We start from the raw sequence: 14,550 nt of genomic DNA on the forward strand, positions 1-14,550 counted from the left end.
GGTAATAATAATTGAGATTTACACTTTTTAAAGTGCAATATGTTTGTAGTGAAATATATTTAAAGCATGATACCTTCTTGAAATACACAGGCAACTCAGCTTCACAATAAACTTATTTTATAACTAGGAGGTATATGCAAATTATTAAGGTAAGCGCATTATTTTTAATCGTAGCAATAACGTACATCATCTATATTTGAAAATGCTATTAACATTAATTCGGTCTTAATCTTGCTCTGTTTTCAATATGAAATAGCGTGTTAAAGTAATATAGAATGAACTACTGTATTTTAAATAAATTTAAAAAGTTATTTTTAAAACGATAAAAATCAATAATACTATTGCGCTTTACATCAGAGCTTTATTTGGCAGTGAGAAGCCTGTCCAGGATTTACTGTTAACAAAATCAATCGCAAATGGAGGCTTCAATCAGCTAAGTAGCATCGATTGCTGTCGAAACCAAGCACCACATATTAAACAACTAATCCTTTGGCTTTAGATAATGGCGAAGTGAACGCGGATCTGTATGACCCGTCCTACCCATAATATAGAGATGATCTTTATTGTTTTCATGTAGCTGGGTAACACAACCACTTCTTAAACTATGAGCACCATAAAAACGAGAGTTTAGTCCGGCTCTGTCGCAATATTTTTTTATCATCTGATAAATATCATCTCCCTTTAAGAAACCTTTTCCCATTCTTGGCTTGTTAACAATATAATCTCGTACACTGTTTCCATCTCGACTGAGGGATCTAAAAAGGTGGCCTTGTTTTATTTTAGTTGCCGTAAGCCATAGCTGTACAGCCTCATAAGCAGAAAACATTTCTTGTTTAGGAAGATCTTTCCACTCTCTTTGGCCCTGTTGATTACTTTTAGAGTAGGGCACTCGCACCTTGAGTTTTTCTCTCAAAAAACTAATATGTTCTACTTTAATTTCAGCCAACTCTGAACGTCTAAACCCACCTTGTAATCCAAGTTGTAAAATAGCTTTGTCTCGTAATCGCGTTAACTCTTGCGGCTGTTCATCGATCACAGACAATAGCATCTCTAGTTCATCATAAGTTATGGGTTGCTGATCGTAATCTGACATATGCCGATATTGATTGCGCATTAATCCACGCATAACTCTTATCACCAATGGATGTTCTGTTGGCGAATGAAAACTGGCTTGAATATGAAAAAAACGGATCGCGGCTAATCGAGTATTGATAGTTTGCTTTGAAAGCTGGTGGCCACTTTTTTCTTGGTACAAGTCTTTTTGATGACCGATAAACGAAATGACACTTCGTGGATCCGCGGGCAGGGCATTTAATCCGTGTTGTTCACAGTAACGTTGAAAGATCGAGAAACTTGAAGAGTAAACTCTGCGAGTATTGTGAGATATTTCATACTGAGTTTCATCTGCGGCACTTTTATAATCATCTAAGATTGAAACCGGCAATTGTTGCTCTCGAAAAAACTTTTCATCTGAACCTTGGGTGTACTGCGATTTGTTTAGGGTATTGATTTGAGGGTGAATATTGTCATAGCCAGAGGTAACGACATTAGCGTCGGGATCGCTTTTAGCATGAGGATCTACTGCTGCAATATTGACTGTTAATTCGACATCTGTTTTTTCTGCATTATTGTCAATATCATTTATGTTTTTATCAACACTCATCTTTCAAATACACCTAAAACCAACATCTGCTTGTGGAGAATAGCCTAGTAAATCACTGATATTCTACATAAATCCTGTATTTTCTACCAGTGATAATCGTCATTATCACTGGTAGAGATTGAAAAAGATAGAATTGCGTTTTTTATGAACAAAGGTAGCCATTCTTTGCTCACTTTAACAGCAATAGTGAAATCAAAACTTAGTGGTTAAAATTAACCTTCTCAGGTGTATTGCACTTGAGAAAATCATTTTAATAAAGAATGGTGTAACCATTTTAATGTTTGAAATTGGTTCTAAATTGACTTAGCTTTGAGTTGGCTTTGAGTTAGAACTAGTTTGAATAAATTGAGACAAGGCATAGGTAAATAACGTGGCAATAATATCTAATAGGTAAGTCTGACATCATTATAATTTGAGTAAAATTTTACACAGTAAAACTATCCTGCAGAAGGACGGCCATTAAGACCAAGCTAACTAGAAACAAGATAGCAAGAAACAGAGTATTTATGAATAAGCTAGATTAGCATGTAGGTTCTAATATGTGAGTGATAACACTTGGTAACAACGGGTTTAGTATGGTGACACCATTTTATCTGTCTTACCTATATGTATAGAGGGCAATATAAAAACACTAGATTTAATAGATAGTTATATAGAGAAAAGAGTAATACTTTTATATAATGTGGTTACACCATACTTTATCTGTTGGTTATTTCCTTATGCATTATTCTGATACTTATACAGGGCTCGAGAATTTATTATGGTCACACAAAAAATGTTATCTGAGGTTGAACAAAAGTCTAAGCTTGTGACTGAGTCTAAATCTGGTACAGATACAAAAAATCCAGTTAAGCCAGCACAAGTTTGGCAGTACCATAACGCAAAGCCGACAGCAGGGCGGATGTTAAAACTGCTGCAACTCGATGAACTGATATTTGCGTTACCTTTGATCTATCGTCTCATTCCATTAACTGAAGTTACAAAGAGAAAAGACTGGTTCGTTGAATTTAATTCTAATGGCGATAGTCATCAGCTGTATATTATGTTGACAGAAAGTTTATCAGAGCTAAATCATAAGCGTAAACAGAATCGTGGTTTAGATATAGCTTTGGAAAAATCGAATATTTTGCTCAACCAGTACTTCAGTGATTATGGTTGGAGAATGGTTCGTAAAGAATTATCGCAAATAAAAAAACGTAAAAAAAAATCACATATAGAGATTGGTAATGATTTAGTCACTCGCTTAAAAGAGTTCATGTCTATCAATCAAGTCGATACTTTTGATCAAGCAATTGATTTTCTGTTAAGTGAATATCAAGATAGAAACTAAAGAGTGAGGAACACTTGGCTAATATATAAGAAATTTTATCCAAGTATATTCTTGCCTTTCACTCGGTTTGCTCTCGGTTTAGTTCTGTTAAACGTTAAGATACGCAGGATCATTACAATAATTTAAAGCCGTTTGCGTTATCTTTTCACTGAATCGATTTCGTTTTGTGTGTTCTGGTGCCCAGCCAACGAGGAAGCGTTCAAAGTCAGCCCAGGCAAAAAAGACTAATTTTTGCCACTCTTTGATGACGAGTAAGGCATCAATATTGGGTTGGTATAATTCTATGGCCCTTGCAAGCTCTGAAAAATAATCATGCAGTAATACTGAGAAATTACTCTCGCAGTCTATTTCAGTCAAACAACTACCAAGCAAGTAAATGACATCTTTAACACCCACTCCAGTGCCTACATATTGAAAATCGACAGCGGCCACATCCGTAAATTTTTTGTTAAAACAGAAGTTTGCAACTTTGGCATCACCATGTACTAGTGTCTGATATTTGCATTGTTTCAGTATGTTATCTATCTTGGCTGCATTTGATTTTAACATTGTATCAGGCATTGCAAGCCATTCTTCATGACGAGTTTCAAGATGCCAATATGTTCCAATTGGCCAAAGCCCTTCATGTGCAGTCTCAGTTGAAATTTTTAAAAACTTTGCATGAAAATGCGCTAACCAACGAAGACATAACTTAGTTTGATCTATCGTCAGACATGACGCTCTCGTTGAAAACCCGTTTGAATCTAGATCAGTCATAACAATCAGCTGGGTCAATCCATCTCTATGTTTGAAGCTTGTCATCCCTAATAGCATAGGTACTTGACAATTATGATCGCACTGGTCGGCAAAGTCTTTATAAAAGTTCATTTCAACTTTATAAGAGTTGAGTTTTCTCTGATGTGAAAAAGAGCCAGCCCATCCTCTTGGGTGCTTTACCTGCTTTGGCGGACAGATATGTTTTACGATAAAGGTATTTGCACTCTTGAGCTTGCTCTGTGTTGATGAAGTGAATCGGTATCTTGCTATCTCACCATATCCAGCCCAGAGCGACTGTATTGTTTCTACTTTGTAGAAAGATTGTGTGCCCAATATGTAAGACAAGGCCTCCTCAACAGATTTTACATTTTGTTTCATTAATGAGCCTTAGTGAAGATCTGTTCAAGTGATGGACAGGAAAAAGGCTGTACTATAATCGATATACATAAGAATTCAAAACAGAGTATGTCCATTGATTCTGTTGATGATTAAAGTAAAACTATTTGATAAATAGGAATTATTAATGAAAAGTTATTTATTAGCAATTGGTTGTATGTTGTTACCGTTTAGTGCCATAGCCAATATTATTGTGGATAAAACAGGAGTTGATGAGAAGGACTATGTATATGATTTGCATCAATGTACAGAGTTATCAACTCAAGTTAAACACAAAAGTACAGATTCGAGCGCTGTTGGCACTGCAGCTAAAGGTGCTGCAATTGGCTCTGCCGGTAAGGCTATCGCAGGTGGTTCAGGTTCCGATGGGGCAAAACAGGGCGCAGCAATAGGGCTCGGTATTGGGGTGATTTCTAAGGGTAGAGAGAAGCGCCAAAACAGAGATTCATTTGAAGCCGAGCAGCAAACAGTGATCAAAAACTGTATGACAAATCGTGGCTATGCGGTCTTAAATTAACAGGATAAATGGGATTACATTTAAACTGGCAAGAGATGGTCCATACTTGCAAGTTGTTACTCACATGTGATTCTGTGGTTGCAGAAGCTCATCTGCAGTAGCTAAACTTTCATCACTTAAATTGGTGTGAGTTTTACACTTTCTTTACCTTTGCAATCTGATTAGGTGTTCTGCTTTATCTTTAACATAGACTAAGTCTATCAGGGCAAGCATGGCGCTGTAGCGGTATCCAATAGTCGAGCAGACGCTCTAACACTTGATTTGCTGAATAATATCGTTTGATAACACATTTATATAATAGACAAGCTTTTGAAATGCATAGATGTTAATGAGTAACTAATACTTCATATTTTGTATTTTTTCCCTCATTATTTCGCAACTTTGCTTGACTCTGAACTAGACTGAGCTTTGATGATAGAACTCGATCTTTTTAAGGTAAATTAAATGACTAAACATGTACTCATAACTGGTGGGAATCGCGGAATAGGCCGGGCGTTCGTTGAGCACTATTTAAAGGCGGGCTGGCAAGTTACAGCTAGTTGCCGAAACCCCAAAAAAGCAGTAGAGCTGTCGGTGCTAAAGTCGAACTTCGATCAGCTAAAGGTGATAGCGCTAGATGTTACTGTGGCAGATTCCATTTCGGCATTAACCACTGAATTAGATGGCGCTCCGATAGATCTACTCATCAATAACGCCGGGTATTATGGTCCTAAGGGAGTCAGCTTTGGACAAACGGATGCAAATGAGTGGCGAAGAGTACTCGAGATCAACACCATTGCCCCTTTACTAATAACAGAAGCCTTATATACAAATCTCAAACTTGGGTCTAACAGCATTGCTGCATTTATCTCTTCCAAAGTTGGAAGTATGCAGGATAACAGAAGTGGAGGGGGCTATTACTATCGCTCGTCAAAAGCGGCACTAAACTCTGTCGTTAAAAGCCTTTCAATCGATCTTAAAGCTGATGATATTAAATGTGTCGCCTTACACCCTGGCTGGGTGCTAACTGCAATGGGGGGGCCTAATGCATTAATAGATACAGATGCATCAGTAAAAGGAATGATGCAAGTATTAGACTCTTTAACACAAGAACAAAGTGGTGAATTTTATGATTATCAGGCTAAGGTGATCCCTTGGTAACAGTATTTAGAACAGAATACGTTACACGGTTGCACCTGGATAAAAACGATTGCTGTTGAGAACTACTGACTGACAAATTGTAAAAATAACACATTTATTATGTGTATAAATTATAATTTACTTAATGAAACTACTCAAAAAAACATATTTTTGATACTCTACATCTTTAATCGAGTTAACGTGATGTCAGCCGTTCATACGTCTATAAAACGACGATGAACATCTCAGTTTTCAGGATTTTAGAAAAAAATCTATCGGTATGCAGAAAATAACTAAAATTTAGTTTGCATCTGCTGAAAAAAGGAGTACTTTCGCGCTCCTTAATTTAACTTAACTGGAAGAATTGTAATGAGCGACAATAAGTTTATTATCGGAAGTGAAGAGTGGTGTGCATTCCCAGCTCTTGGTGTTCCTGCAATTAAGGCTAGAGTAGACTCTGGCGCCAGAACGTCATCAATCCATGCTGTCAATATCCGACCTTTTAAAAGAGAAGGCGAGCCATGGGTTTCTTTTGAGCTTCACCCGATACAAAATAGTCGCAAGATCATTCTTCGATGTGAAAGTAAAGTTATCGATCGTCGTAATATCAAGAGTTCAAATGGCGAATCAGAAAAGCGTTACGTTATTGCCTCTGTTATTCAGCTAGGTGGTCACGCGTGGGAAGTAGAACTTACATTAACGAACCGCGATAGCATGGGTTACCGCATGCTGTTAGGCCGTGAAGCGATGAGCAACAAGACCTTAGTTGACCCTTCTGCTTCATTTTGCTTAGGTGAGCAAAATGATGATGAAGTTGAAAAACTATATGGTGTTAAATCGGCTAAGAAAAGCGGTTTAAAGATCGGCTTACTAGCGAGCAACCCTGACTTATACAGTAACCGCCGTATAATCGAAGCTGGTGAACAGCGCGGTCATGAGATGGTATTCTTAAACATCAAGCAATGTTATTTAAAGCTTGATGCTTCTGAGCCTGAAGTACATTACCGTGGTGGCCGTATATTAAACGACCTCGATGCGGTTATTCCGCGGATCAGACCAAGTATGACTTTTTACGGTTGTGCGTTAACACGCCACTTTGAAAGTCTGAATATCATGGCGCTTAATACTTCTGATGCGATAACACGCTCAAGAGACAAACTATTCTCTTTGCAGTTATTGCAAAAGAATAACTTAGATATTCCTACCAGTGGATTTGCAAATTCACCTGTTGATACTAAAGATCTAATCGATATGGTTGGTGGTGCACCACTTATCGTTAAGCTACTTGAAGGTACTCAAGGCAAAGGCGTTGTACTTGCAGAAACGACAAAAGCAGCTGAAAGTGTGATTAATGCTTTTAAATCGTTACATGTAAATCTATTGGTACAAGAGTTTATCAAAGAAGCTCAAGGTAAGGATTTACGTTGCTTTGTAATCGACGGTAAGGTTGTTGCTTCTATCGAGCGTACAGCGGCTCCTGGTGAGTTTAGAGCTAACATTCATCAAGGTGGTAGTGCATCTATCGTTTCGGTAAGTGCTGCTGAGCGCCAGTTAGCACTTAAAGCGGCTAAGACAATGGGACTTCGTGTTGCCGGTGTTGATATTATCCGTTCAAGCCGTGGACCACTTTTACTGGAGATCAACTCATCGCCAGGACTAGAAGGTATTGAGTCTGCTACTGGTATTGATATTGCTGGTGCAATGATTGATTCAATAGAGAAGAAGTTAGGTTGGAAGCCTGAATAATTAGCATCCAATAACGACTTAATTAAAAGCGTTATGTCTCAGACATAGCGCTTTTTTTTCATCCAATATCCGCATGCTTTTTGTGGCATTCTGCAATAAGTTTACCTTCATATAACAATCATTACTTTGGTGACCCATAGCTGGCTTTAGATGAACAGGAATAATGAAGCAATGACGATTATGCTAGGTTAAAGGCCGCCATTTTGAGTAAATTTTTTTACTCAAATAGTACTTTGTGCTACTTTTATTACTTACTTTTTTTCTATGGAGGAAATTGTGAAGTCCACAGTAGACAAAATGTTAGTTAAGCATGACAAGCTCGTTCATTCAGAAGATGTTAAAGTTTGTTCCCATACACAAAGAGCTAAAGATGACTGGGTCATTCACACTGTCATGATTGATAACTGTGATACTCCTTTTACGTTCAGGCGAACCAAAAAATATAAGAGTTTGAGCGGTGCCCGTGTAAACATGACTTATTATCCAGACAAGCAGGGGGTTGCTGGCTTCGAAATGGATATTTTTAAAGTCGTGAGAATAAAACGAAGTTAACCCTGGAACGTGTCTTTGTTGATAATATAGCCATTAAGCCAACGTACAGCGTTAGAAAGTTACTATTTACCCCAATAGCCTAATAGCAGGGCAAACTTTACAGGGGTAAATATGCATTCCACTAGACAACAAGCTCTTCAATGTCAGGCTTTTGAGCCGCGAGTGATTACTCAAGACAAAGTGACAAGTCTCACATTACTTATTCATGCATCTATAAGGCTTACTCAACGAGCCTTATTGATGCGTTATCAAAATTTAGACCAAATATCAGCGCTTACACTTCTTAGTCATAAATCTGAAGCTCTAGAGTTACACCGTGCAGTGTTAAATACTGGAATGGGTGATAGCGAGAAGCACATACTAATTAGCTATATCAATCAAAATATCGAAGTAATAGATGAAGCTATTGGATCTAGTTCAACAAAAAAACGGAAATTTATCTAAACTCTCCTCTTCCTGCTCTTATGGCACACAATGGACTTATGGGGTTTATGTCGACATCAATACGCGCCGCCCCATAAAACATGCCAAAATTCGAAATTACGCTTGTTATCATTCTTAAGTGTTAATCATGCTTACATAAATCAGGTGACGTAGAGTAATTGTTTTAAAAGTGTTATTTTTACCCCTAAAGGATTATGGCAAAGGAACTGTATCCCGTGGCGACTTTCCCCAAAGGTGACCAAGAACAGCAAAAACCTAATACAATCAGTAAATCTCCATTCCTACGATTTGCGCCTTTAACTATCCTCTCAATGCTTATGTTATTGGTATTAATTCTCTTATTAACACCAATGTACCCAAACGGCATTGGAGTCTCGTCTTATAATACGCCCAAAAGCACTATCGCACTCGTGATAGCGAACTCCAAAGCATGGAAACCCTTTTCTTACCTTGATGATAAAAATGAGCCCAGAGGTTTGCTAATTGATTTATGGAAAGAGTTTGGCGAGACGAATCAGATAGAAATTCAATTTCTTTTATCTGATTGGCAAGAATCTATCGATAATGTACGGCTAGGTAAAGCCGACATACATGCTGGCTTAGTATGGTCAAATGATAGGGCGAGGTATTTGGACTACGCTAATAACCTCGCTCAGCTAGAAGGTCAACTATTTGTAGAGCAGTCTTTACTTAGCGATAGTTTAGATTCAATTGTAGAGCACACAACGCTAGGCGTGATCGAAGGAAGCTATGAAGATAACTTCATCCGTCAAGCTTACCCAAAAGCTAAATTTATCCGTTTTAAAAATAATGAGCAGATGATTGAAGCGGCTTTACGTTCTGACATCAACGCCTTTGTAGCTGATTTTCAAGTTGCAAACTTTTATTTGTATACATCAAACAGGCAAAGTGCTTTTGCACCTGTCCAGCATCTTTATACCGCGTCAGTTAAACCCGCTGTAGCAAAAGGGAATGAGGTACTGCTTAATTTTGTTAAGAATGGATTTAACCGCGTAGAGCAGGACACTTTGAATCGTATTCAGAGGAAATGGTTGCATGTTGAAACGGTATACCCGAGTTACTTACTGCCACTACTGATAGTTTTATCGTTAAGCATGATTGCGATTTACGTTATACAGCTTAAAAGAACCGTCATGCTGCGAACTAAAGAACTCTACTCGGCAAATCAGGAATTACAATTATTGGCGAAGAAAGATTCATTAACGGGTATCGATAATCGACGTGCTTTTATGAGTGAGTTTGAACGTCAAAATAATATTAGAAAAACTAGTATTACGCTATTACTGTTCGATATCGATGGATTTAAAGGGGTTAATGATACGTTTGGCCACCAGGTTGGTGATCAAACGATTATAGAAATCGTCAAAAGAGTGGAACTAACACTTTGTGGAAGCGCTGTATTTGGCCGTGTAGGAGGCGAAGAGTTTTGTGTTTTTTTGACTGGGCTTAACGAAGAGCAAGCAGAAGCTTTTGCTAATACGATACAAAGATGTATTTCAGAGGCGAAGGTAGATAGCGATGCTGGACAGTTAGTTATTACCGTTAGCCTAGGTGCCATTTATTGCAAGAACGTTGATATAGATTGCACTTACTTGATGAATCAAGCCGATCTACTTATGTATAAAGCGAAAGGTAATGGTCGTAATTGTTTCGAGTTCTCAAGTATATAACAATAAAAACCCAGCATTCGCTGGGTTTTTATTACAACATTCGAATTACTTAGCAGACATAAGTGCAACTGCATTATCTAACATGCGGTTACTGAAGCCCCATTCGTTGTCGTACCATGCCATTACTTTTACTAGACGACCGTTAACGCGAGTTTGAGTTGCGTCAAAGTTTGAAGAGTATGGATTATGGTTAAAGTCGATTGATACCAATGGCTCGTGGTTTACAGCTAACACTTCACTCAATGGAGCAACAGAAGCTGCTTTCTCAATGATGGCGTTGATCTCTTCAACACTTGTGTCACGTGCAGCCACGAAAGACAGGTCAACGAGTGACACGTTAACAGTAGGTACACGTACTGCTAGTCCATCAAACTTACCAGCAAGCTCAGGAACAACAAGACCTACAGCTGCAGCAGCACCCGTCTGTGTTGGGATCATTGACATTGCTGCAGCACGAGCACGGCGTAGGTCAGTGTGGTAAACGTCAGACAAACGTTGATCATTGGTGTATGCATGAATCGTTGTCATAAGACCTGATTCAATACCAATTTCATCATTTAACGGCTTAGCAAATGGAGCTAAACAGTTAGTAGTACAAGACGCATTTGAAATCACAGTCATATCGCTGGTGATAACATCGTTGTTTACGCCGTAAACAACAGTTGCATCCACATTTTTACCAGGAGCAGAAATAAGTACTTTCTTTGCGCCAGCGTCTAAATGTGATTGAACAGATTCTTTAGAAGTGAAGATACCAGTACATTCAAATACCACGTCGATATCTAGCTCTTTCCAAGGAAGCTTTGAAGGGTCACGCTCTTGGAAGGTAAGGATTTTATCTTCGTTAACAAAAATAGCGTCATCAGTATGCTCAACTTTAGCGTTAAAGCGTCCATGTACTGAGTCGTACTTAGTTAAATGAGCGTTGATTGAAGCGTCACCTAAATCGTTAAGTGCGACGATCTTGATAGGATAGTTCTTCTCGCTTTCATATAGAGCACGTAGAACATTGCGGCCGATACGGCCATAGCCGTTAATTGCAACTCGGATAGTCATCTCATATCCCTCAGGTAAATGTTTAAAAGTATCTGGTAGTAAAATTACCAAACTGACAGCTATCGTCAAGTTATATCGGCTATAAAAGCCACTTTGTCAGCGTAATTTAGGTAATTTTTTTACACATGTCGCGATTCCAAGCAATTATTGCATAAATGTACAAAAAACTTGAAACTTGGCAAATATATTGCCAGAACTAAATGATAGTTAAATGTCAGCTTATAATGGTAAATAAGCTTCATTCATATCTTTATCAAGTAGTTTCTTTAATTTACTCTTTTGATAACTTCCAGATTGTAGTTGATCTGCAAGTATTAACGCGTCTTTATCTAATTTGCGCTGCAATCTTTTATCACCTTTCAGCAACGCCAGCATTTGCTCTTCGGAAAAATTAGCCTCAGTTAATTCAATATTTGTTTTAGAGAGCCAATAATCGATTTCTAACTGGTTTTCTTGTCGATAGAGTGTCGCTAAAGCAAGTAACCAATCAGGGTTAAAGTTTTCTTCAGTACTGCCATCGAGCACCTCTGTATAGAGCTGCTTAGACTTAGCCTGGTTTATTCTAAGATAGTAAGAAGCCAACTCTGCTTTTAATACTATATCGGTAATAGCTCCGCGTTCCTCTGCGGCAAACAATATTCTCTCGGCCTGAGGATCATTAAATCGAGACCAATGATAGTAGGCGAGGTGAGGGTCATTACTGCCCTTAGTGGTTGCTTCCAGCTCAGCTAATGATTGTGAACTTAACCCAAATGCTCTAGCACGATCATTGGTTCGCTCAGGATGCAAAATATGTTGAACTCCAGCTGCCAATTCAACACATTTATTGTAGCGTTCTAAATATAACAATTGCTCATAAACTAGCTTACCTGAGGGCTCCGGTGTACCTTTCAACTTGAATCGATTACGGATCAGGTCACCTTTTTCGAAGCGACACCAACTATCTTTGTGCAAATCGGCACAAAGTTCGGGATTTTTGTTACAAATCACCTGAGTATTTGTAGGTCCTTCACAGCCAAAAAGCCCCAAAAAAGCGCTAATTCCTAAAAATGATGTAAACATTACAAAGTTTTTGTTCAAACATGGCTCCAAGCGGACTTTTTTCTAATAAAATTACATTGTTAACGAAAATTTCTGACTAGCCTGAAAGCTAACTTTTCATTACAATGGCGCCGACCAAACGGGGAAAGAACCCTAATATAACGTTAGATTATTGGTCTTTTCTTTTTGTTACTCAAACATTTCTAATTAAAAAATTGGAAAAGTGAGATAAAGGATCTGTTAATGAGCGCTGATAAACACCTACAAAGTTGGCAAGAACGTTTCGAAATGGCAGAGGCTATGCAACCTCTACTTGGTAAATTATATCGTAACCAAGGTGTAGAAGTCGTCGTCTATGGCAAACCTCTGCTAAATGCTTCTACAATCGAAATCATTAAATCGCACCGTTTAGTGCGTCGCCATGTTGGTGAAAAACTGAGATTACGTGAAAGCTTTCCATTTATCGAGGCTTTAAGTAAGTTAGCGGTAAAACAATGTAAAGTTGATATCGGTAAACTGGCAGTCAATTACTGGCGCGAGTATCAAGATGCGAGTCAAATAGAGGCTTATATGAGCCGCGAACTTGCAGATGCAATCACCTTAGAAGACACACAAGCAGCCAAAGATGTTGTGCTATACGGATTTGGCCGTATCGGACGCTTACTCGCTCGTCTTCTTATCGAAAGAACAGGTGTAAGCAATAAGCTTAGACTACGCGCAATTGTACTTCGTGGTGGCCGCAAGGGCGATTTAGAAAAACGTGCCAGTTTATTGCGTCGTGACTCTGTACATGGTCCATTCAATGGCTCTGTAGAAGTTGACGAAGAAAACAATGCAATCATTGCCAATGGTACCTACATTCAGGTTATCTACGCAAATTCTCCAGATGAAGTCGATTACACTAAGTTTGGTATTTCAAATGCACTTGTGGTTGATAACACAGGTATTTGGAAAGATGAAGCGGGTCTAGGTCTACATCTTAAGTCACCTGGTGCAAGTAAAGTGTTACTTACCGCTCCTGCAAAAGGAGCCATTAAAAATATCGTTTATGGTGTTAACGAGTCAGACATTCTTGACGAAGATACAATTGTATCTGCAGCAAGCTGTACGACTAACGCTATTACCCCAGTACTAAAAGCTGTTAACGATAAATATGGCATCGTAAATGGTCACGTTGAGACTATTCACTCATACACCAATGACCAAAATCTTATCGATAACTACCACAGTGCAGATCGCCGTGGTCGCAGTGCACCACTAAACATGGTCATTACTGAAACGGGCGCAGCTAAAGCAGTTTCAAAAGCACTACCTGTGCTTGAAGGTAAGTTAACAGGCAACGCTATTCGTGTTCCAACACCAAATGTGTCTATGGCTATCATTAGCCTTAACCTCGACGGTGAAACGAATAAACATGAAATGAACGAGTACCTAAAAGATATGGCGCTGCAGTCTGAACTGCAAAACCAAATTGATTACACTGATTCGACTGAAATCGTATCAAGTGATTTAGTCGGTTCACGTTACGCGGGTGTTGTGGACTCACAAGCGACTATTGCTGACGGTAACCGTACTATTCTTTATGTATGGTATGACAACGAATTTGGTTACAGCTGTCAAGTTGTAGGTGTGATGCAAAAAATGCTTGGTCTTAACTACCAATCATTACCTAATGCATAAATGCTAATTAGGATTAAGCTTAGATCGCGGATCTAAGTAACTAAAACGCCTCTATTTATAGGGGCGTTTTTTGTTTTAAGTATTATTGGTTGAAACGTACTAACAGTAATAGGTATAACTACAGGCTGCTCTGGGGTTTTAAAAACTCAGGTCTTAAAATACATTATCCTTAAAATAATAAAGTCATCACGGTTCTTAGAATAAAGTCATCACGATACTTATCGCCAATCAGTTAGAACGCGCGTTCGCCACCGAGAGTTTTACATTCCTGAGCTAATGCCATTAAGTTAAAGACAAGCCAATTAATTTACTCCGGTATTAAAGGCTCCGGTATTGACGCTAGTAAAGAAGCTAAAACCATGGCAATGCAAATAAATGTAGTCGAGGGCAGGTGAGTCGCTTTACCATTTTGACTATCTAATAAGCAAAAAGCTGCAATATTGTTTACATTGATTGATTTAACATCAAACAGTCATAAAAAAGGTTTTTCTCGATTGACTCTGACAACCAAATCGGTAGAATGCCATTCCGTAGTCAAGGGGAAGCAAACCAAGCAAGA

General features: G+C 38.5%; 12 protein-coding genes and 1 pseudogene. 9 read left to right on the forward strand and 4 right to left on the reverse strand.

Annotation, left to right across the window (positions count from 1 at the left end):
• Window positions 1–481 precede the first annotated feature (481 nt).
• A complete protein-coding gene (locus ACVBJC_RS01890) occupies window positions 482–1,510 on the reverse strand; it encodes a tyrosine-type recombinase/integrase (protein WP_447159366.1) in 1,029 nt (342 codons plus the stop codon).
• 913 nt (window positions 1,511–2,423) lie between these two features.
• Here ACVBJC_RS01890 and ACVBJC_RS01895 point away from each other — a divergent pair.
• Window positions 2,424–2,993: a hypothetical protein gene (locus ACVBJC_RS01895; protein ID WP_447159310.1), complete on the forward strand. Its 570-nt coding sequence runs from the start codon at window positions 2,424–2,426 to the stop codon at window positions 2,991–2,993.
• Window positions 2,994–3,080: 87 nt separating this feature from the next.
• Here the strand turns inward: ACVBJC_RS01895 and ACVBJC_RS01900 are convergent, their stop codons facing one another.
• Window positions 3,081–4,127, reverse strand: coding sequence for an oxidoreductase family protein (locus ACVBJC_RS01900; RefSeq protein ID WP_447159309.1), 1,047 nt, complete (start codon window positions 4,125–4,127; stop codon window positions 3,081–3,083).
• A gap of 145 nt (window positions 4,128–4,272) precedes the next feature.
• On the opposite strand from ACVBJC_RS01900, the gene ACVBJC_RS01905 reads away from it, so the two are divergent.
• The 7 genes and pseudogenes from ACVBJC_RS01905 (at window position 4,273) to ACVBJC_RS01935 (ending at window position 10,214) form a co-directional block, all read left to right on the forward strand.
• A complete protein-coding gene (locus ACVBJC_RS01905; RefSeq protein WP_447159308.1) occupies window positions 4,273–4,662 on the forward strand; it encodes a glycine zipper family protein in 390 nt (129 codons plus the stop codon).
• 444 nt (window positions 4,663–5,106) lie between these two features.
• Window positions 5,107–5,802 carry an SDR family oxidoreductase gene (locus ACVBJC_RS01910; protein WP_447159307.1) on the forward strand — a complete coding sequence of 232 codons (696 nt, stop codon included), beginning with the start codon at window positions 5,107–5,109 and terminating at the stop codon, window positions 5,800–5,802.
• Window positions 5,803–6,150: 348 nt separating this feature from the next.
• Window positions 6,151–6,558 (forward strand): annotated as a pseudogene (locus ACVBJC_RS01915) (ATP-dependent zinc protease family protein); the annotation flags it as partial.
• 84 nt (window positions 6,559–6,642) lie between these two features.
• Entirely contained in the window at window positions 6,643–7,527 is an 885-nt protein-coding gene (gene rimK, locus ACVBJC_RS01920) for a 30S ribosomal protein S6--L-glutamate ligase (protein WP_447159365.1), read from the forward strand.
• A gap of 276 nt (window positions 7,528–7,803) precedes the next feature.
• Complete coding sequence (locus ACVBJC_RS01925) at window positions 7,804–8,079, forward strand: hypothetical protein (RefSeq protein ID WP_447159306.1); 276 nt, start codon at window positions 7,804–7,806, stop codon at window positions 8,077–8,079.
• 111 nt (window positions 8,080–8,190) lie between these two features.
• On the forward strand, window positions 8,191–8,523 hold the full coding sequence (locus ACVBJC_RS01930; RefSeq protein ID WP_447159305.1) for a hypothetical protein: 333 nt from the start codon (window positions 8,191–8,193) through the stop codon (window positions 8,521–8,523).
• Between the two features lie 194 nt (window positions 8,524–8,717).
• Window positions 8,718–10,214 carry a transporter substrate-binding domain-containing diguanylate cyclase gene (locus tag ACVBJC_RS01935; RefSeq protein WP_447159304.1) on the forward strand — a complete coding sequence of 499 codons (1,497 nt, stop codon included), beginning with the start codon at window positions 8,718–8,720 and terminating at the stop codon, window positions 10,212–10,214.
• A 45-nt stretch (window positions 10,215–10,259) separates the two neighbouring features.
• Here ACVBJC_RS01935 and gap read toward each other — a convergent pair whose 3' ends face one another.
• Window positions 10,260–11,270, reverse strand: a complete 1,011-nt coding sequence (gene gap / locus ACVBJC_RS01940) for a type I glyceraldehyde-3-phosphate dehydrogenase (protein ID WP_447159303.1) — start codon at window positions 11,268–11,270, stop codon at window positions 10,260–10,262.
• A gap of 219 nt (window positions 11,271–11,489) precedes the next feature.
• Window positions 11,490–12,350, reverse strand: coding sequence for a DUF2989 domain-containing protein (locus ACVBJC_RS01945; protein ID WP_447159302.1), 861 nt, complete (start codon window positions 12,348–12,350; stop codon window positions 11,490–11,492).
• A 204-nt stretch (window positions 12,351–12,554) separates the two neighbouring features.
• Here ACVBJC_RS01945 and ACVBJC_RS01950 point away from each other — a divergent pair, with 204 nt between their 5' ends.
• A complete protein-coding gene (locus ACVBJC_RS01950) occupies window positions 12,555–13,991 on the forward strand; it encodes a glyceraldehyde-3-phosphate dehydrogenase (RefSeq protein ID WP_447159301.1) in 1,437 nt (478 codons plus the stop codon).
• Window positions 13,992–14,550: the final 559 nt, after the last annotated feature.

This window comes from Shewanella sp. 0m-6, assembly GCF_052977325.1.